The organism is Telluria sp. ZB4P37, from assembly GCF_059685855.1.
This window is the reverse complement of the sequence record NZ_JCASID010000001.1, coordinates 422,607-445,055: the sequence shown is the minus strand read 5'-3', so window position 1 is coordinate 445,055 and position 22,449 is coordinate 422,607. Positions and strand designations below refer to the sequence as shown.

Below are 22,449 nucleotides of genomic sequence, written 5' to 3'. Positions count from 1 at the left end.
TTTTACCTGCCCACGCTACGGTGATCGACTTCGTCGCCGCTGGTCATGAAGCGGTGAAGTCTTCTTCGCGGTATTCGAGGCCTTGCTGCGCGCCGTCGCCGCGGCCGGCTTCTTCCTTGCGCAGTTCGACGCGGCGGATCTTGCCGGAGATGGTTTTTGGCAGCTCGCGGAACTCGATGCGGCGGATGCGCTGGTAGGGTGCGAGCCGTTCGCGCGCGAAGGCGAACAGCGAGGCGGCTACCTCGCGGCTCGGGGCCACGCCCTGGCGCAGGGTGACGAAGGCCTTGGGCACCGACAGCCGCAACGGGTCGGGACTGGGCACGATCGCCGCTTCCAGCACGTCGTCGTGCTCGATCAGTACGCTCTCGAGCTCGAAGGGGCTGATGCGGTAGTCGGACGACTTGAAGACGTCGTCGTTGCGGCCGACATAAAAATAATAGCCGTCCTGGTCGACCGTGGCGGTGTCGCCGGTATGGTAGTGGCCCGCGCGCATGACGTTGGCGGTCTTTTCCTCGTCGCCCTCGTACCACATCATCAGGCCCAGCGGGGCCGGGTCGAGCTTCAGGGAGATCTCGCCTTCCTGTGCTGGCGCGTCGTCGATGTCGAGCAGCGTGACGCTGTAGCCCGGCAGCGGCCGGCCCATCGAGCCGGGCTTGATCGGCTGGCCGGGCGAATTGCCGATCTGCGCGGCGCTCTCCGACTGGCCAAAGCCGTCGCGGATGCGGATGCCCCAGGCCTTCTCGACCTGCTCGATCACCTCGGGGTTGAGCGGTTCACCGGCGCCGACCAGCTCGCGCAGCGGGGGCGTCCACTTGCTTAAGTCTTCCTGGATCATCATGCGCCAGACCGTGGGCGGGGCGCACAGGGAGGTCACGCCGCAGCGGGTAATGGTGTCGAGCGCCGCCTTGCTCGAGAAGCGTTCGTAGTTGTAGACGAAGATGGTGGCGCCCGCATTCCAGGGTGCGAAAAAGCAGCTCCAGGCATGCTTGGCCCAGCCGGGCGAGGAGATGTTCCAGTGGACGTCGCCGGGCTGCAGGCCGATCCAGTACATGGTCGACAGGTGGCCGACCGGATAGCTCTGGTGGCTGTGCAGCACCAGCTTGGGCTTGGCCGTGGTGCCGGAAGTGAAGTACAGCAGCAGCGGATCGGTGGCGCGGGTTTCGCCTTTCGAGTCGAACACCGACACCATGTCGCGGCTTTCCTCGTAATCGTGCCAGCCGTCCGGCTTGCCGCCGACCGCAATGCGGGTGAAGCTGCCCTGCATCGTCTCGAACTTGGGGGCCTCGGAAGCCTGGGCGACGACGTGCCTGATGCGGCCGCGCTCGAGGCGGTCTTGCAGGTCGGCGCCGGAGACCAGCATCGTGGTGGGCACCAGCACCGCGCCGAGCTTGATCCCGGCCAGCATGATCTCCCACAGCTCGACCCGGTTCGGCAGCATCAGCAGCACCCGGTCGCCGCGCCGCACGCCGCACTGGCGCAGGTATTCGGCCACCTGGCAGGAACGCGAGGCCATGTCGGCAAACGAGATCTTGCGCTCGGAGCCATCTTCTTCCACCACCCACAGTGCAGGCGCGTGATTGTCTTTTGCCTGCTGGTCGAAGAAATCGAGCGCCCAGTTGAAGGTGTCGAGCTGGGGCGGCTGGTAGCCGCGATAAGCGGTCTCGTAGTCGAGCCGGTGCTGCTGCAGGAAGTCGCGGGCTTGGACGAAGCGCTGGGTTGGCGTCATGGGATCTCCTGGTCGCTGGGTCATGTGCGGGCGGACGCGGATGGGGCGGTGCCGGCAGGGGTGTCGTGGCTATTCTGCCATTGTTTGGATGGGTGGTGGGAGCATTAGGGGGATTTTGCGGTGCGGGCTTTTGTAGGGGGGCGGCTCCACACGGAACGGCGGCATGCCGCTTCGTGGGCGCCATACAGTTCACTGGATCGTGTGGCCCTGCCCCCCTGCGGGGCAATACGATGCACCTTGTCCGGCAGGTGCTGCGCTCGCAACCCAGTCAATCGCGCCGCAGGGTCGTCACCCGCATCTCGTCGCGCGGCTCCATCATGTCGATCACGCGGCAGTCGCCGCACATGCGCAGGCGGTCAAGGTGGCCGGCGAAGGCAGGGTGGGAACCGAGGCGGCCCAGCATGTTCTCGACCATCTGCAAGGTGCCGAAGGGCTTGTCGCAGCGGATGCAGTGGAAGGGCTGGGTTTCATTGAGCACCACCGGCTGGTTGCGCGTTTCCATGAAGGACAGGCGCGGCGCGAGCGTGATGGCATTTTCCGGGCAGGTGGTGGCGCACAGGCCGCACTGGACGCAGTTCTTCTCGATGAAGCGCAGCAGCGGTGCGCCCTGCCCGTCCTGCAGCGCGCCTGCCGGGCAGGCGCCGACGCAGGACATGCACAGGGTGCAGGCGCTGCGCTTGACCTCGATGGCGCCGAAGGGCGCGCCGGGCGGCAGCGCCACCTGCTCGGGGCGCTGGGGCGCGTGGCGGTGCAGATGGTCGAGCGCGTAGTCGAGCGTGTTGCGCTTGTCGTTGGCCAGGTGGAAGGCGGCCGGCTCGCTCGGGACCAGGCCGCGCGGCGCGTGGCGCAGGGCCAGCGCCAGTTCTTCCGGAGCGTCGACCCGCAGCAGTTGCAGGTGCGGGCCGTCGTAGCCGAGGCCGTCGAGTACGGCCTGGGCGATCTCCATCTGCTGGTCGAGGGCAGCGGTGTATTGGGGCGCCTCGTGGCCCGTCATCAGGACCGAGATGCCGGAGGCGCCATAGGCGATCGCGGCGAACCAGACGTCGATGCCGGTGGACGCAGTGTGCTGCAGCGCCAGCGGGATCACCCGCCCCGGGATCGCATCGCCTATTTGCGCGAGCAGCGCCGCGCCGTGCTCCGGATCATGCAGCAGCAGGACCGGCTGCTGGCCGCCGGCTTCGCGGTAGGAACGCAGGGCCGCCTGGATGCGCTTGCCGGTCAGCGCCGCCGGCGGGAAAGCGTAGCTGATCGCGCCCGTCGGACAGACGGTCGAGCAGGCGCCGCAGCCGGCGCACAGGTAGGGATTGACCTTGATCTTGTCGCCGTCACCAAGAATCGCTGCGGCCGAACAGATGTCGATGCAGGCGGTGCAGCCCTTCTGCCCGTTGCGGCCGTGGGCGCAGATGCGTTCCTTGTACGAGAAATACTTGGGCTTCTCGAATTCGCCGACCATCTCCAGCATGGTGTCGACGGCCTGCTCGCGCGCGGCGTCGTCGTAGCCGGGCGCGTAATAGCCGTTGGGGCGCTGGTGGCTGGGGATCAGGCGGGAGGGGCTGAGATCCAGCACCAGGTCGAAGCGGCCCTGCTCCACGGCTTGGCCCGGCGCCTGCCAGCGCGCCTCGAAGGAGCCGAGCCAGCCGGCCACGGCAACGGTGCGCGCGATGTGCACCGGGTAGGGCCGCAGCGGCATGCTGTCCTGGTTGTCAAGCAGGAGCACGGTGACCGGAAGCATGCCGGCCAGGCGGTCGGCCCAGGGCAGCGCGTTCGCGGCGGAACCCACGACGAGTGTGCGTCCGCTGGAGCGGTAGTCGACGGTAACCGAGGCCTCGAACACGGGAATGGAATCAAGCGCGAGGACGGCGGCGCTGCGCGCCTGGGCATCGCGCCCGTCCTGTACCGGGTCGAGGGGTGGAGTGTCGGTGAAACGGATATTCATGCGATCCCTTGTTCGGTGGTCGGCGGCGCCTCGCCTTCGGCAGCCGCCTTTTCTTCTGCGTCTTTCTGCTGGTCGTCCAGCAGCCGGGCCACCAGGCCCTGCGCATGCTGGAGCGATGCCAGCATGCCAGGTGCCAGCGGCGACGCCTTGTTATAGTCGCTCATGTACACGTCGAGCCCGTCGATGAGATTGAAATGCGGGTCGGCGAACAGGGTCTTCAGGGCCAGGCGCTGCACCGATTTGTCGACGCCCTTGCCGACAAAGGCGGAAAAATCGCCGTCCGGCGTGAGCCGGGCGGCGTCTTCGAGGGTGGGCAGCGGCCGGGGGTGCGTCTGCACCGCGTCCGATGAACCGGATGGCTGGCCTGCCAGTGGTGCGCTGTGCGGTGCCGGTAATCCGGCGCCGTGCGCGGGCGGCGCCGCTGCCGGAGCATGCCCCGCCCCGGGCTCGTCCTCGGGCCCGGTGGACTTCAGGCGCGCCCAGCGCCGGAAGAATCCTTCTTCAGACATTGGCTGCTCCGATCATCCGTGCTGGCGGCCGCGGCGCGGCTTCGGCTGGTAGTGCTGGCGCAGGTATTCCGCCACCCAGGTATAGATCTCGGCCGGCATGGTCACGCCGTCGGCCGCTTCGCCCGAGTCGAACATGCGGGTACCCTCGACATAGCTGACCGAAGCGCGTGCCGGAATGGCTTTGCCTTCCTCCATGCGCCACAGCACGAATACCTTCGATTCGGGTGCGACCATGTTTTCGTAATAGCCGTCGTTTTCGTCGGTGTACAGCTCGAGCTCGAGGCCGGACACCAGGTAGTAGTCACGCTCCGGGCTTTCGCTGAGCACCTGAAGGCGCGGCAGGTTGCCGCGATCCGGCACCACGCCCACCGCGGCCCAGGCCTCGTCGGCCCAGCGGTGCTGGACGGCGCGGCGCTGCATGATGACCGCGATCGGCATCGAACCCATTTTCATTTCTTGTTCGCCGTCGTTGGAGTGCCTTCTTTTTCCACCGCCGGGCCGACGCCTTTCGGCACGGCCCTGGTCTGGTGGGTCTTGACGTCTTCGCTCGGCCGCGCGGTGCCCAGCTTTTCGCTCTTGACCGGGACATTGGCCGCGTTGAGGGCCTGGCGGCTGAGCGGTGCGGCGCCGGTGGCGGGCGCTGCCGCGGCCGTGCCGGGCGCTGCGGTAGAGGGCGCGGCTGCCGGCATGCCGGCGGACGGCGGCGTCACACCCGCGGGAACGCCCGCCGTGGCGGCAGCGCCTGCCGGCGCCGCACCCGGCATGGCCTTGCCGGGCATGTTCACCGGCGTCCCGGCCGCGATGCCAGCCGGAGCGCCGGGCGCCGCGGCAGGCGCGGCGGCGATCGCGACGGGCGGATTGACGCGCCAGCCCTTGGCCGGCGCCTGGGAACGCCAGCGGGTGCTGAGGGCATCCATCGAGGCGGTCAGCGCTGCTTTGTCCTTGGCCAGCTTGGCGTCGGCATCGGCCTTCTTGAGCGCCGCCGCTTCCTGTTGCGCCGGGGTCAGGACGGGCTTGGGCAATCCGGCCCATGCTGGCGTGCTGCAGGCGAGCAGACCCGCGAACGCGGCAATGGCGCCTGCCTTGAAAGAGGATCGTTTCATCATTGCTTGCCTTTCAGCTGGCTCGGCGCGGCCGGCCCCTCGGACGCCGCATTCGAGGCGGGCGCCGACTGTACCGTGCCGGGCGCGGGCGCGGCGGGGCTGGCGTTGTCGCCCGACGGCTTGTTGGTGCCTGCCTGGACGCCCGACGGCGGCGTGACGCCGGTGCTCGGGCCCTGCCCGGTTTCGCGTACCGTGCCGGCCGTCTCGGCGCCGGACGAGGTGCCGCCCGCGCCGCCCGCATGGCCCGGCGTGCCGCCGGCATAGGTGGCATCAGTGACCGGCCTGGTCGTGTTGGCGATGATGGTCCCGGAGGTCAGGCCACCGCTTGTTACTTGGCCCGGGTATTTGGTCTGCTCGATGCCGCCCATGCTGGGGTTGCGGCCACGGTCACAGCCGCTGGCCGACAGCACCAGCGCCGCAACAGCGCAATGCATCAGGATGGTCGTTGGTTTCATGGTCTTCCTTAATGAGCCGGGCCCGGGCGTGGCCTTGGACGCACGGGAGCGCCGCCGTCGGGATGGGCGCCCGGCGCGGTGCCGTTCTTCACCTGTTCGTACCAGAGCGCATGGTGGGCCCGGGCCCATTCCTCGTCCACGGTGCCTTCGCGCATGGCCTTGTAGGCGCCGGGCGTGCCCCAGGTGCCGATGTAGATGTGGCCCATGGCGGCGGCGATGTACAGGGCAGAGCCGGCCACGTGCAGGACGTTGGCGACCTGCAGCACGTAGCGGGTCTGGCCGAAGGTGACGAAGTCGAGCACCAGCCCGGTGATCGACATCAGGATGCCCAGCAGCGTGACGCCAAGCCAGAACCAGGCTTTTTCGCCGGCGTTGAAGAATCCGGCCGGCACGTGCTTGTGCGACACCAGGCCCCCGCCCTGCTTCACCCATTGCCAGTCGTTACGATTGAAGAAATTGCGGCGCAAGAAGGTGATGAACATCAGGATCGAGCACAGGATGAACAGCGGCCCGACGAAGTTGTGCAGGTATTTCGAGATGATCGCCACCCAGGAGAACAAGGCATGCCCCATCCAGGGCAGCATGATCTTCTTGCCGTACATGATGATCAGGCCGGTGACGGCCAGCGCGATGAAGGTATAGGCCGTGGCCCAGTGAACGTGGCGCTCCCAGGCGGTGAAGCGCTGGATACGGCGCCCGGAACCCGGCTCTTCGCGGGCCGGGCCGACCGCCTTGTAGAAGACGAAGATCAGGAAAGGCACGACCAGCAGGATGAAGCCGGCAATGGTCGCGAGCGGCCCGTTGCGCAGGTGGCGCCAGGTATTGCCGCCGCGCTGGACGATGACGTTCGCTTCGGTGGTGCCGTACTGGCCCAGGAAGTGGCGGTCCATGTGCACCCGCCCAGAGGCCGGGTTAGTAAGGCTGGGCTCGCGCACGACCGAATCGCCTTCGATCTGGAGCATGGTCTGCTCCTCGGCATAGGCGGGCTTGGCGTCCTTGTTGGGTACGCCGGCATAGGCTGGCGACAGCATGAGCGTCGCCACCAGAGCGAGCAGCGCGCAGCACGCCTGCAGGGAAAACAGCCTGGCCAGGACAGCATGGATTCGAAGCGGGTTGGCGTGCATCGTCGGCTCCTAGGGATTGGCCCGGTTGTACTCGTTCTGCTTCTGGTTGCGGTTGTTGATGGCCGCCGCCCAGGCCAGCCGGTCGTTGTGGAAACGCACCTGGAAATGCCGGTTGTCGTGCTTGCCGGCGTACTGGCCGCGCAGCCATTCAGGGTGCTGGTCGACTTCGAGGCAGCCGGACAGCAGAATCGGCAGCGCCAGCAGGCAAAGCCTCAATCGCGTAATGGAAGGATTGTTCATTGCGGGAACCCTCCACCGCCGTTCTGGGTGTCTCCGGGCACCTGGTTGCGGCGCGGCAGGTCGCCCTTGGATTGCACCTCGCCGCCGCGTTTCGGGCGGCCATAGGCGATCTTCCAGCCCCACAGTTCCGGGCCGTAGCCGCGCGTCTCGACGCGCTGGCGGTAGATGTCGGCGATCAGGTTGGCCTCGCCCGCCAGCAGCGCCTTGGTGCCGCACATCTCGGCGCAGGCCGGCAGCTTGCCCTCGGCGATACGGTTGCGGCCGTATTTCTTGAATTCGGCTTCCGAGGTGTCCGGTTCCGGGCCGCCGGCGCAGTAGGTGCACTTGTCCATCTTGCCGCGGTGGTTGAACAACCCCGTTTCGGGGAACTGCGGTGCGCCGAAGGGGCAGGCATAGGAGCAGTAGCCGCAGCCGATGCATTGGTCCTTGCTGTGCAGGACGATGCCGTCCTCGGTGTGGTAGATGCAATTGGTCGGGCATACGGCCATGCAGGGCGCGTCGGTGCAGTGCATGCAGGCGATCGACACCGAGCGCTCGCCCGGGATGCCGTCGTTGATCGTCACCACGCGGCGCCGGTTCACGCCCCAGGGCGTTTCGTTTTCGTTCTTGCATGCGGTCACGCAACCATTGCAGTCGATGCAACGCTCGGTATCGCAAATGAATTTCATCCTTGCGGCCATGCCACCCTCCTCAACTCTCTTGGTCCGTCATGCGCTCACTAGGCCCGAACGACCCGGCACAGCGACACCTTGGTTTCCTGCATCATCGTCACGGCGTCGTAACCATAGGTCCAGCCGGTGTTGCAGGCCTCGCCGCGTACGGTCGGGGCGCCGCCCTCGGGGTAGTGGCGCTCCAGGTCTTCGCCCATCCACCAGCCGCCGAAGTGGAATGGCATCCAGACCAGGCCGATCGGCACCCGCTCGGTGACCATCGCCATCATTTTCATGCGCGCCCCGGTGGGCGTCTCGACCCAGACGTAGTCACCGATGCGCGCGTTCATCTGCGCGGCGTCTTTCGGGTTGATCTCGACGAACATGTTTTGCTGGAGCTCGGCCAGCCAGGGGTTGGAGCGGGTTTCCTCGCCGCCGCCCTCGTACTCGACCAGGCGGCCCGAGGTCATGACCATCGGGAAGTCCTTGGAATAGTCCACCGCCTGCACCGATTTATACAGCGTCGGCACGCGCCAGAAATTGGCCTTGTCGTCGTAGGTGGGGTAGGTGGCGACCAGGTCGCGGCGCGGCGAAGCGAGCGGCTCGCGGTGGACCGGCACCGGGTCGGGGAAATTCCACACGTTGCAGCGCGCCCGCGCATTGCCGAAGGGCGCGCAGCCGTGCGAGATGACCACGCGGATGATGCCGCCGGACGCGTCGGTCTTCCAGTTCTTGCCTTCGGCCAGCGCCTGCTCCTGCGGGGTGAGCTCGGCCCACCAGCCCAGCTTTTTCAGGAACACGTGGTCGAACTCGGGGTAGCCGGTGTCGAGCTGGCTGTCCTTGTTGGTGGAGCCGTCGGCCGCCAGCAGCGACACGCCGTTGTGCTCGACGCCCCAGTTGGCGCGGAACGGGAGGCCGCCCTCGGCCACCGACTTGCTGGTGTCGTACAGGATCGGCGTGCCCGGGTGCTTCATTTCCGGCGTGCCCCAGCACGGCCACGGCAGGCCGTAATAGTCGCCCTTGCAGGGACCGTCGTCGGCGCGCATGGTGGTGGGGTTGAAGGTGTGCTTGTTTTCCATGTGGAGCTTGAGGCGCTCCGGCGAGCAGCCCGTGTAGCCGATGGTCCAGCACGAGCGGTTGATCTCGCGCAGGATGTCTTCGATCACCGGGTCGTTCTGCACCACCTTGATGTTGCGGCACAGCTCGTTATGGAAGCCGAGCTTCTTGGCCAGCAAATACATGATCTCGTGGTCGGTCTTGCACTCGAACAGCGGCGCGATGACGCGCTCGCGCCACTGGATCGAGCGGTTCGAGGCCGTGCACGAGCCTTGCGTTTCGAATTGCGAGGCGGCCGGCAGCAGGTAGACGCCGTCGGTGCGGCCGTGCATGGCGGCGGTCATGCTCGGGTAAGGGTCGACCACCACCAGCATGTCGAGCTTTTGCATGGCCGCCTTCATGTCCGGCAGGCGGATCTGGCTGTTCGGGGCATGGCCCCAGTAGAACACGGCGCGCAGGTTGCTCGGCTGGTCGATGAACTGGTTCTGCTCGTTGACCGCGTCGAACCAGCGCGACACCGTGATGCCGGGCTTTTCCATCAGCTCTTTGGAGCCGAAGCGCGACATGATCCAGTTGTAGTCGACGCCCCATGCGGTGGCGAAATGCTTCCAGGCGCCTTCGGCGATGCCGTAATAGCCCGGCAGCGAATCGGCGTTCGGGCCGACGTCGGTGGCGCCCTGCACGTTGTCGTGGCCGCGGTAGATGTTGGCCCCACCGCCCGGCACACCGATATTGCCCAACGCCAACTGCAGGATGGAGAGCGCGCGTACGTTGGCGGTGCCGACGTGGTGCTGGGTGATGCCCATGCACCAGACCACAGAGGACGGCTTGTTCTTGGCCAGCATCTCGGCCGCCATGCGCACCGAGGATTCCGGCACGCCGGTGACGTCGGAGACCTTGTCGGGGGTCCATTTCGCCACCTCTTTGCGGACGTCGTCCATGCCGTAGGTGCGGGCGGCAATGTATTCCTTGTCTTCCCAGCCGTTATTGAAGATGTGCCACAGGATGCCCCAGACCAGCGGGATGTCGGTGCCGGGGCGTACCCGCACGTAGTGGTGGGCAAAACGCGCGGTGCGGGTAAAGCGCGGGTCGACCACGATCATCTTGGCGCCGAGCTCTTTCGCGTGGAGGAAGTGCAGCATCGAGATCGGGTGCGCCTCGGCCGGGTTGGAGCCAATGAACATCACGGCCTTGCTGTAGTGCAGGTCGTTGAACGAATTCGTCATCGCCCCGTAGCCAAAGGTCTGGGCCACGCCCGCGACGGTGGTCGAGTGGCAGATGCGCGCCTGGTGGTCGCAGTTGTTCGAGCCCCAGAAGGCCGCCCACTTGCGCAGCAGGTAGGCCTGCTCGTTGTTGTGCTTGGAGCTGCCGATCACCATCAGGGCATCCGGCCCGGCCTGCTGGCGCAGCTGCAGCAGCTTGTCGCCGATTTCGTTCACGGCCTGGTCCCAGGAGATACGCACGTACTTGCCGCCGACCAGCTTCATTGGATAGCGCAGGCGGTGCTCGCCGAAGCCGTGCTCGCGCACCGAGGCGCCCTTGGCGCAGTGGGCGCCCATGTTGATGGGCGAGTCGAAGGCGGCTTCCTGGCGCACCCAGACGCCGTTGGCCACGACGGCGTCGACCGAGCAGCCCACCGAGCAGTGGGTGCAGATGGTGCGTTTGATTTCGGTGGGCACCTTGGCGCCCGGCACCGGGTCGGCTGCCGTGGCCGGCTCGATGACGTTCAGCGGCAACTGGCGCGCCAACGCGCCGGCACCGGCCGCTACGCCGGCCCCGACCAGGAAGCGGCGCCGTTTAAGTCCGCTGTCGCGGGTGGTCTTCACAAGGGACATGCTGGCTCTCCGGTTGCGCTCGGGTGTGCTATAGGCCTGCTCACCAATAGGCGGCGGTCTGGTAGTAACGACGGATGTGTTCGGTTTCGTGGTAGCCGCGCTTCGCCTCCGGCTCGGGCGCGCTTGGTGCCGCAGCCGGGACTTCGGCGGCGCCCGTGCTGCCGGCGACGACGGCCAGCGCGCCCAGCGGCGCGGCCCTGAGGAAGCTGCGGCGTGCCGGGTCCGGCGCCCCGGCTGCGGCACCGGGCTTCGCTTCCAGCGCGGCGGGCGCCAGTTCCTGCCCTTTGGTTTGCTGTTTCATGGGTGTTGCCTCGTCTTGGTTAATCTGCGACGGCTTCCCCGACCGCAAAGGCTTCGGCTTCGATGTCGAGGAAGGCCCCGGCCAGGCGCGCGACCAGCCGGTAGTAATTGGCGCCTTCGGCGGACGCGATGTCGGCAACGCAGCGCGCATACCAGGGCGCGATGTGGGCCTCGAAAAACTGCTGCTGGCGCGCCACCGGCTGGCGCGCGATGCCGGGCGCGCCGGCAACCAGCACGCGCATGGTCTCGCACAGCGAGCCCATGTGGTCTTCGAACTCGCCCACGCCGCGCACCCGCTGCACGCCGTATTCGGCGAGGTCAGTGCGCAGTTCGGCCAGCGGGGTGTCGTTCATGAAGCCGGACAGGTAGCGCGAGCCATAGGGGTTGACCGGGGGCGTGCCGATGCTGATGAAGAGCGTGTCGAATTCATCGAGCACGGCGGCCGGGTCCATGACGCTGGAGGCGACCGTGAGCTGCTCCCAGGCTTGCTCCAGGGCCGGGTCGCCCCCTTCGGCGCAGATCGGGTCGGCACCGGCCAGGGCATCGAGCAGCGCGGCGTCGGGCGCCCTCAGCAACAGGCGCGCCAGCAGCGCGTACAGGTCGGCGCGCGCCTGGTCCTCGCCGGACAGCGGAAGCGCGATTTCGGTAAACACATCAGCGGACGCCATGGGGGCAGCGGGACGGTCCATGGACGGCACGTCGGGATGGGACACGGTGCTGCTCTCCTGTTAGCAAAGGGTTACGGGAAGTGTAGTCCTCCGTTGCGGCAGGCCGCGCACGGTTGACCATCAGTCCCCCGGCCCATGCTCAGCGCATGCCGAGCGCATGCATGATGATGCGGATGACGTAAGCCACCGCCGCCAGCGCCAGTACCCCGCCGGCCCAGAGCGCCACCATCCAGCCGAGCCGCTGCATCCATTCGCGCCTGCTGACCTTGCGCGGCGCGGCGTTCAAGCCGTCCTCCGGTGCAGCCGGGCCAGGCCCAGTGAGGCCTGGCCCGGCCTGGCGCGGCCCGGCCCGCCCATCAGTGGTACCCCGCATCGGCCTTGACCTTGCCGCGGAAGACCCAGTACGACCAGACCGTATACATCAGGATGATCGGCAGGATGAATAGCGTGCCGACCAGCGCGAAGCCCTGGCTGGCTGGCGGCGACGCGGCTTCCCAGATCGAGATCGCGGGCGGCACGATGTGCGGCCAGATGCTGATCGCCATGCCGCTGTAGCCAAGGAGGATCAGGGCGAGTGCCGCGACGAAGGGCAGGCGGTGCGGCAGGTGGGCGTCCTTCCCGGTGAGCGAGCGCAGCAGCAAGGCGATGAAGACCAGCACCAGCACAGGCACCGGCGCCAGGAACACCATATTCGGGAAGGTGAACCAGCGGTCGGCCACGGCCGGGTCGCGCAGCGGGGTCCAGATGCTGACCACGACGATGGCAGCCAGCAGCGCCAGCGCCAGCGGGCGCGCCACCTGCACCATGCGCGCATGCAGCTCGCCCTCGGTCTTCATGATCAGCCAGGTCGCGCCCAGCAGGGTGTAGGCGATCATCACGCCGAAGCCGGCCAGCAGCGGGAAGGGAGCGATCCAGTCGAGCGGCCCGCCGGCATAGCTGCGGCCCGAGACGGCGATGCCGTCCAGGAAGGCGCCGAGCGAGACGCCCTGGAAGAAGGCGGCCACCACCGAGCCGCCGATGAAGGCCTTGTCCCACAGGTGGCGCTCGTGTTCCTTGGCCTTGAAGCGGAATTCGAAGGCCACGCCCCGGAACACCAGGCCGATGAGCATGAAGACCAGCGGCAGGTAGAGGCCCGAGAGGATGATCGAATAGGCCACCGGGAAGGCCGCCAGCAGCCCTTCCCCGCCCAGCACCAGCCAGGTCTCGTTGCCGTCCCAGACCGGCGCCACGGTATTCATCATGGTGTCGCGGTCGCGCTTTTGCGGCGTGAACGGGAACAGCATGCCGATGCCCAGGTCGAAGCCGTCCAGCAGCACGTACATGAAGACCGCGAAGAAGATGATGACCGCCCAGATGATGGAAGTGTCGATGCCCATGCCTAGCTTCCTTTCGCGACAGCATCGTCATGCGGACGATGCGGGCCGTCCGGACCATCGTCGTCGTCGTTGCCGACGTCCGCCGCCGACATCGGCCGCATCGGCGTGCGCTCTTCGCCCGGCCCGCCCTCGGTCGGGCGCTGCAGCTCGAAGCGCTGCGGGCCCTTGCGGATCATGCGCAGCACGTAGGCGGTGCCGGTTCCGAACACGAAGAAATAGGCGACAATGAAGAGCGCCAGCGTGAGCGCCAGCGGGCCCACGCCGTGCGGCGAGACCGCGTCGGCGGTGCGCAGCACCCCGTACACGACCCAGGGCTGGCGCCCGACCTCGGTGGTGGTCCAGCCGGCCAGGATGGCGACCAGGCCGGCCGGCCCCATCCACAGGGCGAAGCGCAGGAAGGGGCGCTTGCTCCAGATTCGTCCACGCCGCCGCAGCCACAGGCTCCAGGCACCGAGCAGGATCATCAGCATGCCCAGGCCCACCATGATGCGGAAGCTCCAGAACACGATGAGCGAATTGGGCCGCTGCTCGCGCGGGAACTCCTTCAGGCCCGGGATCTGCCCGGCCCAGCTGTGAGTGAGGATCAGGCTGCCCACGTGCGGGATGCCCACGGCATACTTCGTGCGCTCCTGCTCCATGTCGGGTACGCCGAACAGCAGCAGCGGCACCGCCTCGCCCGGTTCGTTCTGCCAGTGCCCTTCCATGGCGGCCAGCTTGGCCGGCTGGTGCTCGAGGGTGTTGAGGCCATGGAAGTCGCCCACCACGGCCTGGATCGGGGCCACGCCCAGGATCATCCACATGGCCATCGACAGCATCTTGCGCACCGCGGGATTGTCCCGCCCCTTGAGCAATTGCCAGGCGCCTGAGGCACCGACGATCAGCGCGGTGCACAGGTAGGCGGCAAGCACCATGTGCACCAGCCGGTAGGGGAAGGACGGGTTGAATACGATCGCCAGCCAGTCGACGGGAACCATGCGCCCGCCTTCGATGGCATAGCCCTGCGGGGTCTGCATCCAGCTGTTGGCGGCCAGGATCCAGGTGGCCGAGATCAGGGTGCCGACCGCCACCGCGCAGGTGGCGGCGAAATGCAGGCCGGGGCCGACCCGGGTCCAGCCGAACAGCATGACGCCGAGGAAACCGGCTTCGAGGAAGAAGGCGGTCAGCACTTCGTAGGCCAGCAGCGGCCCCATGATGCTGCCGGCGAATTCGGATAAATAACTCCAGTTGGTGCCGATCTGGTAGGCCATCACGATGCCCGACACCACCCCCATGCCGAAGGTGACGGCGAAGATCTTGAGCCAGTAATGATAGAGGTCGACGTAGACCTGGCGCGCCGTGCGCAGCCAGCACAGCTCGAGTACGGCAAGGTAACTGGCCAGCCCGATGGTGATTGCCGGAAACAGGATGTGAAAGGACATCGTGAAGGCAAACTGGATACGCGCCAGATCCAAAGCGGACATACCGAACATGCAGGCTCCTCGGTTGGGTCATGCCGGTGGTATTCGTCGGGTGTGTGCAGAATCTAGCATGCCAGGCCGGCACGCACGCTTGCCCCGATGTTTTTTTGATACGCAAGCCATGTGGTTCGGCGCCGGCGCTGTTCCCGGCCGCCGGAATCGGGCGAGCACTGAGGCAGGTTAAGCCGCCGTCGAATGCCGCTTCCGGCTTGCCCGGCCTTGTCTATATTTGTGTGGGCTACAAGCGAGCTCGACACCACAACCACCCCCACACCACCACGCTGCGAGCGTGCAAGGAGACAGGCATGTCGGAAGATGATCGTAACGAAACCCTGATGGCGCCGGCGCAGCAGAGGACGGCCAGGGCCGAGGTTGCCGCAAGCGCGCTGGCGCCGGCACTGAACGGCACCGGCTTTACCTACCGCCACGACTGGGGCGCCCGGCGCGGCCAGTGGCTGCTCCTGCTCGACTGGCCGGACGTGGATCCCCGCTCGCAGGTGTTCGTGGCCATCGGCGAAGGGGTCGCGGGCGGGCCGGACGCCGGCAAGTTCATCGGGGCGGCCCGCTACACCGTGCACAACGTGGCGCCGCGCACGCGGGGCGTGGACATCTGGGTCAACATCGAGTGGGAGGCCGACATCCCGCTGTATGTCGACTACCTGGTGGTCAACCCGGCCGACACCACGGCCCGGACGGTGCAGGTGGTCGTGCAGCGCCACAGCAGCGTGGCCCTGGACGAAGCCGACGCCGACCGCATCCTGGCCGACATGGGCAGCACGCTGCAGAGCCCGGACTCGGCCACGGACGTGGCGACCCGGCTCCAGTTCGTGCGCAACGGCCCGGTGCAGGTGCTGCCGGCACATATCGCCGGGACCATCCAGACCGAAGCCCAGCTGATCGACCTGCTCAATGCGGGCACGGGCGTCAAGATCGTCCAGGCCATCCGCTGGTGCGGCGGCCCCGGCGGGTCGATCATCGGCTGCGCCCCGCTCGGCAGCCCCACGGTGAACGTCACGGCCGTCCGCTTCACCCCCAGCATGGAAGGCATCCTCTGGGTGCACGAGTATGCGCATAACGCCGGCATCGGCCACCGCAGCGACGACCCGCGGGCGGTCATGTACCCGAGCATCGGCCCGGACCATAACGTGATCAACGGCGCCGAGTCCGAGCGCTACCTGGCCGGCCCGCTCACCATCACCGGCACGGTCATGCCGGCGTGCAATTGCGATGGCGAAGGAATTCAGGCGCCGAAGGATGTCCGCGACTTCGTCTCGCGCCACTGGATAGAGGGGATCCCCTACGCGGTCGCCACGCAATACGGCGAGCCCGATGCGAAGGTGCTGCTCGAATGGCTGGCCAACGAGCCCGAGCAGCATGAGGAATTCCTGCCAGAGATCGTTACCACGCTCTGCTTCATCGGCAGCGAACTGGCCGTCAAGCCCCTGGTCGACTTCGTGCACAGCCCCTGGGCCGGCCGGGCCGCCTTCAATGCCAAGAACGCCGCCCTGATCCACCTGGGCGACCTGGCCAACCGGTGCGGCAGCCAGGCTGCGCTGGACTTCCTGACCCTGGTCTCGACCGGCACGGCAGTCGCGAAGGCACTGGCAGCACCCCAGGTCCGCAAGGCGGCGCTGGAGGCGGGTGCCTTGACAGTTGCCGCTCCGACGATCGAAGAGCTGGCGGCAGAACTGGCGGTGTCGGCCACCTTCGGCCTGGCCTTGGCCGGGCGCCCGGACGCCGAGCAGGTCATCGACGGCCTGCAGGATGTGCCGGACGCCTTTGCTTGCGTGAAGCAGGCAGCGGTGGAGGCAGCCAGGCTCTCGCGCACCGTGCGCGCCCAGGGCCAGAAGGAGTACTACCGGATGAAGTCCCTGGGATAAGATCCACTTACGGGCGTCACCCGTGGCACCCAGGCCGCCGGCGCCAGGCTCCGGCGGCCTGGGTGCTGTCCTGCGCCCGCGCGCACCTCGCCTAGAGCTCGATGATCAATTCGGGGCGGAAGGCTTCCTGTTCGCCCTTGCTCAGGTAGCCCAGCGGATTGGCCACCACGCGGCAGGACCAGGGACGGCCGCCCTCCTCGCCCGTCACCACGTAGTCGTTGGCGCAGTGCAGGTGGCCATGCATCCAGACGTCGGCCAGCGGGAACAGCCCGTCGAGCGCATTGCAAAAGCCCGCCGTGCCGGGCGTGAGGCCATAGCGCGGGTCGGCGCTTTGCAGGCTGGGCGCGAAATGGGTGACCGCGACCGTGGCGCCATCGAAGGGGTGGGCCAGGGCAGCGCGCAGCCAGTCCTGGCAGTCGAGGGACATCGCGCGGATGCCTTCGGCCAGCACTTGCGCGCCGTCTTTCAGCGTGGTGTTCTTCGCCAGGTAGTAGTTCGCGGCGCGGAAGGCCTTTTCGCGGCGCTGCAATTGTTTGGTGAGGTCCTGCTCCCGCAGCGCCAGCGCATCGAAGTCGCTCCACAGGGTCGTGCCGATGAAGCGCACCTGCCCGATGGTGATGGTCTCGCGGTCCAGCCATTCGATGCCGAGCTGCTCGCAGGTGGCGCGCAGGCGGGCGTAGGCCTCGTCGAATTCGAGCCCGTCGAACTCGTGGTTGCCGGGGATGTAGAGCACCCGCGCCGGCGTGGCGCCTGGCCGCAGCGGCGAGAATCGTTCCAGCCCGAACTCGCTGGTGGCCAGGCGCGAGCCGGCCTGGTAGGAGCCGATGTCGCCGGCCAGGACGACGACGTCGGTATCGTGGGATATCAAAGGCGCAAAGGCCGGATAGCGTTCGAGGTGCAGGTCGGAGAAAAGCTGGATGCGCATGGTCGGCGCAGTATAGCGGCTTTCGCCAGCTCCCTGCGCCGCCTGCTTCAGAAGGTAATGACAACCGACGGCACGCTGCGCCTGGCGTCGCCGTGGAAGACGGCTTCGATGTTGTTGCCGTCGGGGTCGAGCACGAAGGCCGCGTAATAGCCCGGATGGTAGGGGCGCTCGCCGGGGCCGCCATTGTCCTTCGCGCCGGCGGCCAGGGCCGCGTGATAAAAAGCGTCGACCATCTTGCGGTCGCGCGCCTGGAAGGCCAGGTGATGGCGGCCGGTGGTCACGCCCATCGCCGCCTCGCTGTCGACGCTCGAGACGAACAGTTCGTCGTACCAGAACCAGCCGTCGCCGGTGCCGCCCAGCGGCACGTCCAGCACCTCGAAGACCGCCTGGTAGAAGGCCCGGGAGGCAGGCAAGTCGCGCACCACCAGCTGGACGTGGTCGATCAGGCGCCCGCGATGCAATTCCATTGTTTCCATGCTGCTCTCCTGGAGAAGACGATCTTGAAAAACCTGCACGTGCTTCGGCAAGTGTAGAAGCAAAAGCGGGGTGCGGCAAACGGCGTGCGTGGCGTGTACGGGCAGGTAGGCCGGCAAGCCGGCGATTACTCCTTCGATGCGGCGGGCGCCTGGCCCTGCGCGTCGATCCTCCACGGTCCGGCAAGCCGCCGCTCGACATACGAGAGCCATTTGTCGTTCGGCGACGGCTGGCCGCCGACGACGGCGATGCGCTCGAAGCTGCGCCGGGTCGCGGGCTGGCCGTAGAACGCCAGGTAGCTTTCGCCGACGGTAAATCGCGGATGGATCCGGCAGTCGATAAAGTTCGCCAGGCGTCCCCCGCCGCGGCTCCAGAACGCGCCATCGCTATGGTCGTCCGAATGGCGCGGGTGCTCTTCCGCCGAAGCTCTAGGTGAAAGCATGCTGAATCGCTCCCGCTCCGGCCCGCGCAGGCGCTTGAGAACGACGAAGTCGTACCGGACCATTCCTTGTCCCTCCGCCCTTGCCCCGACCACCGTCGCCACCGATACGTCCACCGCCTGGGCAATCTGTTCGTCCACGCTCATGAATTGGTACGCAGGCGGCGCGTAACAGGCCAGGCACGGGCCGGCGCCGAGCGCGGTCAATACGAGTGCTGCGCAGGCATGCCGGGACATTGGCCGGTTACGCCTTCTTCTGGCGCGCGATCCAGCTATCCACCAGTTCGCCCAGCACGTCCAGCGGCACCGAGCCCGCGCCCAGCACCAGGTCGTGGAAGCCAGGCAGCGAGAACTTCGCGCCCAGTTCCTTCTTGGCCTTTTCGCGCAGCTCGACGATGCGCAGCATGCCGATCATGTAGGCGTTGGCCTGGCCCGGCCAGGCCACGTAGCGCTCGACTTCCTGGGCGCCGATGCCGTAGTCGATGCCTTGCTGGCGGGTCCAGCCCTTCGAATGCAGGCCGGTGTCGACCACCAGGCGGCGCGCGCGGAACAGTTCCGAGCCGAGCGCACCCAGGAGGCCCGGCACGTCGCCTTCGTACCAGCCCTGCTCCACCGCCAGGCGCTCGGTGTACAGCGCCCAGCCCTCGGCGTGGGCGCTGCCGCCACTGAAGATGCGCTGGCTGCGGAATTTCGGGATGCCGGTCAGCTCCTGCTGGATCGCCAGTTGGAAGTGGTGGCCCGGCACCGCTTCGTGGTAGGACAGGCTGCGCATGCGGATCATGTCGAAGGTCGGGCCGCGCATCGGCACCCAGAATATGCCGGGACGGGTACCGTCCGGCGCCGGCATCGAGTAGTGCGCGGCAGCCGACGGTTCGGTCAGGGGGGGCTCGCGGCGCACGTCGACCGGTGCGCGCGGCTTCAGGTTGAACAGCTTGCTGCTCCTGCGTTCGGCGTCCTTCACCATCTCGACATAGCTGGCCAGGATCGCAGGCCGCGGGTCGCCCTCTCCTTTCGGCTGGAAGCGGGCGTCGAGCTGCTTCATGCGCTCTTCGATGTTCCCCTCCGTCAGGCCGAGCGAGCGCAAATGGCGGTCCATCTCGCCTTCGATGCGCGCCACTTCGCGCAGGCCGATCTCGTGGATCTCATTCGGCGCCAGCTTGGTGCTGGTGAAATTCTCGACCGCGCGCGCATACGCCGCGGCGCCGTTCGGCAGGCGCGAGATGCCGGCCACGTCGCCGGTGCGCGGGTGGATTTCGAGCATGAAGTCCTGCACGCGCTTGTAGGCCGGGCGGATGCGCGCCTCCACGATCTGGGCGGCGCGCGCCAGGGCGGCCTTGCGCGCTTCGGGAGTCAAGCCTTCCATTTTCTCGGTGCGCTGCGCCAGCGAGGTGACCAGCACGTTGTCCGCGCTGGCAGGCTTGAGGAAGGTGTCGACCTGGTACTGGGCGCGCTCGAGGATGAAGCGCGGCGGGATCAGGGAGCGGGCGGCGGCCTCGCGCGCACGCGCCAGCGCTTCATCCATGCGGGCGCCGGCCTGCTCCAGGCGGGCCAGGTAGCTGTCGACGTCCTGCGCGTTGCGCAGCGGGTGGGTGGTGGTCATGAAGTTGACCAGGCCGACCTGCACGCCGCTGAACTGCGAGAAGATGAAGGAGTGGTCTTCGAACGGTTTGTTGGCCACCACGTTCTGCAGCGACCAGCGCATGACGGCAGCCGAGACGCGCTGGTTCTCGTCGAGCTGGCCGGCCATCCATTTATCCAGGCGCGCCAGGCCCGCCTTGGCATGCGCCTGCGTCTTCCGGCGCTGCGCTTTTGTCAGCGGCGTCAGCTCGCGATCCAGCCTGGCCTGTTCGGCACCGCTGAAGTATTGCGTGGCCGTTGCGCCCTGCGGATTGAGGCGTACCCAGTCCTCGGCAAATTTGTCGGCCCACATATCGAAGGCCTTGTCCGGCTTGGCGGCCGCGGCCTTGGCGGCGGGCGCGGCCAGGGCGGAGGACGGCAGGCTGGCCACGGCGATCGCGGCGGGGATGAACAGGGCGCCGATGAGGGCGCGCAGGCTGCGCTGGCTTGGGGATGGCATCGTTTGTCTCTTCCTTGTCGTTGATCGTGGATTCTTGCCGTGCTTTTCCGCCGGGGAATCTAACATGGAAAAGAGCAGATCAACAATGTACACGTAGTACGTACAGGTCTGTTGCGCCTGCGCTGGCCCTTGGCTGCCGGGCATCAAGGCCGCCCTGCCGGCCTGGCCTACGATCTTTCCATATCGCAACTACCGGAAAGACCGATGGACACGAGCGCCAGCACGACCGCCGAAGCCGCCGGCGAAGACGCCATCGCCCTGTGGAACCCGATGGCCGCGGCGCTCTGGAGCCTGCTGCTCACGCCCGCCTTCGGTGCCTGGCTGCACGCGCGCAACTGGGAGCGCCTGGGCAACCAGGAAAAAGCCAGGGAAGCCCAGGCCTGGGTGATCGCGATCTGCGTCGTCAACCTGGTCAACCTGATCGTGGTGGCGGTCGCCGCCGCGAGCGGCTCGGATTTCAGCATCCCGTCCTCGGTGAGCCTGGTGCTGCTGGGCGTGTGGTATTGCATGTCGGCCCACGCACAGGTGAAACACGTGGCGCTCCACCATGGCGAAGCCTACGCGCGCCGCACCTGGGGCCTGGCCCTGGTGACCGGCCTGGCGGCGGTGGCCGCCTTCCTGCTGCTGAACATCGTGGTGCTGGCCGCCGTCTCGCCCTAGCCCGCCGGCGGGGCGGTAGTGCCCGGGCCGTGCGCGCGCGCCGGGCATTATCGTTTAGACTCGATAGGGCGCACCTCCTACCTTCCATCGTCGAACGGGAACACGCTTATGCCGCCTCTATCGCCATCGGTATCCGAACAATTGAGCCAGCGCCTGCACCAGGCGCGCGTAGAGCTGCTGGAGTCGCTGCGCGCGCGCACCGGTTCAGCCGACGACGAAGCGCCGGCCATCGGCCCGCTGGCCCACCAGGGCCAGTCCGATGACGCGCCGCAGTCCGAGATGCTCAGCCATAACGAGCAACACCTGGCCGACCACGAATCGGCGCTGCTGCACGAGATCGACGTCGCCATCGGCAAGCTGGAATCGGGTGGGGCCGGGATCTGCGAGTCCTGCGGCTGCGACATCCCGGAAGCGCGCCTGCTGGCCACGCCTACCGTGCGCCTGTGCATCGCCTGCCAGGAACAGCTCGAGAAAGACCAGCACGGCGGCCGCGGCCCGTCGATGTAGGCGCGCCGGCGCCAGGGAATCAGTTTTTCCTCAGGCGCAGCGCGTTGAGCACCACCAGCGCCGAACTGGCGGCCATGCCGAGCCGCTGGCCACGGCCTCGGTGGTGCGGCCGTCGTCACCGCTGAGCAGCACGATGGTCGTGCCGCCCTTGCGGAAGTGCTGCACCACGGCGGGGGCATCGTCGCGCAGCACGTCCTGCAGGTCGAAGCGGGCCAGCCAGGCGCCGGCGCTCTCCAGCTTTGCCTTCGATGCCCTGCCCCACTTCATAGACCAGCTGGCTCGACGCCAGGCCGGGGGCGCCGCTGGCCGCGCGCAGCGCCACGCCGATCGGGTGCGCGTTGTCTGCTCCGAGTGCGGCGGCGATGCGCAGGCAGTGGGCCGCGCCGAGCGGGCCGACCGGGAGGGTCTGGTGCAGCACCGGGCGGCCCAGCGTCAGCGTGCCGGTCTTGTCGAAGACGATGTGGGTGGCGCGCTCGAAGGTCTCGAGCGTGTGCGGCGCCACCGCCGGCACGCCGCCGCGCAGGAGCCGGCCGGTGGCCGCCGCCAGCGCCGCGGGCGTGGCCAGCGACAGCGCGCACGGACAGGACACCACCAGCACTGCGATCGCGGCCTGCCAGATGCAGAATACCGCCGCATCGAGCAGCAGCAGCGCCGGCACGAACCAGACGCTGATCCGGCCGGTCCACTGCGCCGCCATGGGTTTTCCCTGGCCCGCGCTTTCGGCCAGTCCCACCAGCATCGCCAGGGTGCTGTCGCAGGCGTCGGCAGTGAGCCGCACCACGATGGCCTGGGCCACATTGACCGCGCCGCCGGGCAGGTTGTCGCCCGCGCTCTTGCGCTGGGTGCGGCTCCCGCCGGTGAGCAGGGCCAGGTCGATTTCGGTCATGCCTTCCACCACCACGCCGTCGGCCGGCACCGCCTGGCCCGGCTGCACCAGCACCAGGTCGCCCGCCTTCAGGGTTGACGCGGCCACGGTGTCGGTATCGCGCGCGGCCGGGTCGCCGCGCAGGCGCAGGCCGTCGCGGTAGGCGTCCAGCGCCTCGGTCGTGCGG

General features: G+C 67.7%; 23 protein-coding genes. 3 read left to right on the top strand and 20 right to left on the bottom strand.

What is annotated here, in order from left to right:
- Positions 1-43: 43 nt before the first annotated feature.
- The 15 genes from AC56K1_RS02285 to AC56K1_RS02215 all read right to left on the bottom strand — a co-directional run bounded on the left by AC56K1_RS02285 (position 44) and on the right by AC56K1_RS02215 (position 14,447).
- Entirely contained in the window at positions 44-1,726 is a 1,683-nt protein-coding gene (locus AC56K1_RS02285) for an AMP-binding protein (protein ID WP_497156214.1), read from the bottom strand.
- Positions 1,727-1,994: 268 nt separating this feature from the next.
- A complete protein-coding gene (locus tag AC56K1_RS02280) occupies positions 1,995-3,662 on the bottom strand; it encodes a 4Fe-4S binding protein (protein ID WP_497156213.1) in 1,668 nt (555 codons plus the stop codon).
- Positions 3,659-4,171: a DUF3306 domain-containing protein gene (locus AC56K1_RS02275; protein ID WP_497156212.1), complete on the bottom strand. Its 513-nt coding sequence runs from the start codon at positions 4,169-4,171 to the stop codon at positions 3,659-3,661. Before AC56K1_RS02275 ends, AC56K1_RS02280 begins: the two co-directional genes overlap by 4 nt.
- Before the next feature lie 12 nt (positions 4,172-4,183).
- Complete coding sequence (locus AC56K1_RS02270; protein WP_497156211.1) at positions 4,184-4,618, bottom strand: DUF3305 domain-containing protein; 435 nt, start codon at positions 4,616-4,618, stop codon at positions 4,184-4,186.
- A gap of 2 nt (positions 4,619-4,620) precedes the next feature.
- On the bottom strand, positions 4,621-5,274 hold the full coding sequence (locus tag AC56K1_RS02265; RefSeq protein WP_497156210.1) for a hypothetical protein: 654 nt from the start codon (positions 5,272-5,274) through the stop codon (positions 4,621-4,623).
- Complete coding sequence (locus tag AC56K1_RS02260) at positions 5,274-5,729, bottom strand: hypothetical protein (protein WP_497156209.1); 456 nt, start codon at positions 5,727-5,729, stop codon at positions 5,274-5,276. The genes AC56K1_RS02265 and AC56K1_RS02260 overlap by 1 nt, the downstream gene beginning before the upstream one ends.
- A gap of 8 nt (positions 5,730-5,737) precedes the next feature.
- Positions 5,738-6,853 carry a formate dehydrogenase subunit gamma gene (locus AC56K1_RS02255; RefSeq protein ID WP_497156208.1) on the bottom strand — a complete coding sequence of 372 codons (1,116 nt, stop codon included), beginning with the start codon at positions 6,851-6,853 and terminating at the stop codon, positions 5,738-5,740.
- A gap of 9 nt (positions 6,854-6,862) precedes the next feature.
- Positions 6,863-7,093 carry a hypothetical protein gene (locus tag AC56K1_RS02250; protein WP_497156207.1) on the bottom strand — a complete coding sequence of 77 codons (231 nt, stop codon included), beginning with the start codon at positions 7,091-7,093 and terminating at the stop codon, positions 6,863-6,865.
- Positions 7,090-7,773 (bottom strand): formate dehydrogenase FDH3 subunit beta, encoded by a 684-nt coding sequence (gene fdh3B, locus AC56K1_RS02245; RefSeq protein ID WP_497156206.1) that lies wholly within the window; start codon positions 7,771-7,773, stop codon positions 7,090-7,092. The genes AC56K1_RS02250 and fdh3B overlap by 4 nt, the downstream gene beginning before the upstream one ends.
- Before the next feature lie 38 nt (positions 7,774-7,811).
- Positions 7,812-10,634, bottom strand: coding sequence for a formate dehydrogenase subunit alpha (locus tag AC56K1_RS02240; protein WP_497156205.1), 2,823 nt, complete (start codon positions 10,632-10,634; stop codon positions 7,812-7,814).
- Between the two features lie 40 nt (positions 10,635-10,674).
- The gene (locus AC56K1_RS02235; RefSeq protein ID WP_497156204.1) at positions 10,675-10,935 is read right to left on the bottom strand and encodes a formate dehydrogenase; all 261 of its coding nucleotides are present in this window, start codon (positions 10,933-10,935) and stop codon (positions 10,675-10,677) included.
- A gap of 19 nt (positions 10,936-10,954) precedes the next feature.
- A complete protein-coding gene (locus tag AC56K1_RS02230) occupies positions 10,955-11,647 on the bottom strand; it encodes a TorD/DmsD family molecular chaperone (RefSeq protein ID WP_497156203.1) in 693 nt (230 codons plus the stop codon).
- Between the two features lie 94 nt (positions 11,648-11,741).
- Positions 11,742-11,888, bottom strand: a complete 147-nt coding sequence (locus AC56K1_RS02225; RefSeq protein WP_497156202.1) for a DUF2474 domain-containing protein — start codon at positions 11,886-11,888, stop codon at positions 11,742-11,744.
- 70 nt (positions 11,889-11,958) lie between these two features.
- Entirely contained in the window at positions 11,959-12,978 is a 1,020-nt protein-coding gene (gene cydB / locus AC56K1_RS02220) for a cytochrome d ubiquinol oxidase subunit II (RefSeq protein WP_497156201.1), read from the bottom strand.
- 2 nt (positions 12,979-12,980) lie between these two features.
- Positions 12,981-14,447, bottom strand: coding sequence for a cytochrome ubiquinol oxidase subunit I (locus tag AC56K1_RS02215; protein ID WP_497156200.1), 1,467 nt, complete (start codon positions 14,445-14,447; stop codon positions 12,981-12,983).
- Between the two features lie 293 nt (positions 14,448-14,740).
- Between AC56K1_RS02215 and AC56K1_RS02210 the strand changes: the two genes are divergently transcribed.
- Positions 14,741-16,315 carry a hypothetical protein gene (locus AC56K1_RS02210; RefSeq protein WP_497156199.1) on the top strand — a complete coding sequence of 525 codons (1,575 nt, stop codon included), beginning with the start codon at positions 14,741-14,743 and terminating at the stop codon, positions 16,313-16,315.
- A 91-nt stretch (positions 16,316-16,406) separates the two neighbouring features.
- Here the strand turns inward: AC56K1_RS02210 and AC56K1_RS02205 are convergent, their stop codons facing one another.
- From AC56K1_RS02205 to AC56K1_RS02190, 4 genes are all read right to left on the bottom strand, one after another.
- Positions 16,407-17,240, bottom strand: a complete 834-nt coding sequence (locus AC56K1_RS02205) for a metallophosphoesterase (RefSeq protein WP_497156198.1) — start codon at positions 17,238-17,240, stop codon at positions 16,407-16,409.
- Positions 17,241-17,287: 47 nt separating this feature from the next.
- Positions 17,288-17,716, bottom strand: a complete 429-nt coding sequence (locus AC56K1_RS02200) for a VOC family protein (RefSeq protein ID WP_497156197.1) — start codon at positions 17,714-17,716, stop codon at positions 17,288-17,290.
- Positions 17,717-17,841: 125 nt separating this feature from the next.
- On the bottom strand, positions 17,842-18,300 hold the full coding sequence (locus tag AC56K1_RS02195) for a hypothetical protein (protein ID WP_497156196.1): 459 nt from the start codon (positions 18,298-18,300) through the stop codon (positions 17,842-17,844).
- Between the two features lie 97 nt (positions 18,301-18,397).
- Positions 18,398-20,230 carry a DUF885 domain-containing protein gene (locus tag AC56K1_RS02190; protein ID WP_497156195.1) on the bottom strand — a complete coding sequence of 611 codons (1,833 nt, stop codon included), beginning with the start codon at positions 20,228-20,230 and terminating at the stop codon, positions 18,398-18,400.
- 204 nt (positions 20,231-20,434) lie between these two features.
- On the opposite strand from AC56K1_RS02190, the gene AC56K1_RS02185 reads away from it, so the two are divergent.
- Positions 20,435-20,890: a hypothetical protein gene (locus tag AC56K1_RS02185; protein ID WP_497156194.1), complete on the top strand. Its 456-nt coding sequence runs from the start codon at positions 20,435-20,437 to the stop codon at positions 20,888-20,890.
- A gap of 108 nt (positions 20,891-20,998) precedes the next feature.
- The gene (locus tag AC56K1_RS02180) at positions 20,999-21,397 is read left to right on the top strand and encodes a TraR/DksA family transcriptional regulator (RefSeq protein WP_497156193.1); all 399 of its coding nucleotides are present in this window, start codon (positions 20,999-21,001) and stop codon (positions 21,395-21,397) included.
- A 115-nt stretch (positions 21,398-21,512) separates the two neighbouring features.
- Here the strand turns inward: AC56K1_RS02180 and AC56K1_RS02175 are convergent, their stop codons facing one another.
- The gene (locus tag AC56K1_RS02175; protein ID WP_497156192.1) at positions 21,513-22,370 is read right to left on the bottom strand and encodes an HAD-IC family P-type ATPase; all 858 of its coding nucleotides are present in this window, start codon (positions 22,368-22,370) and stop codon (positions 21,513-21,515) included.
- Positions 22,371-22,449: the final 79 nt, after the last annotated feature.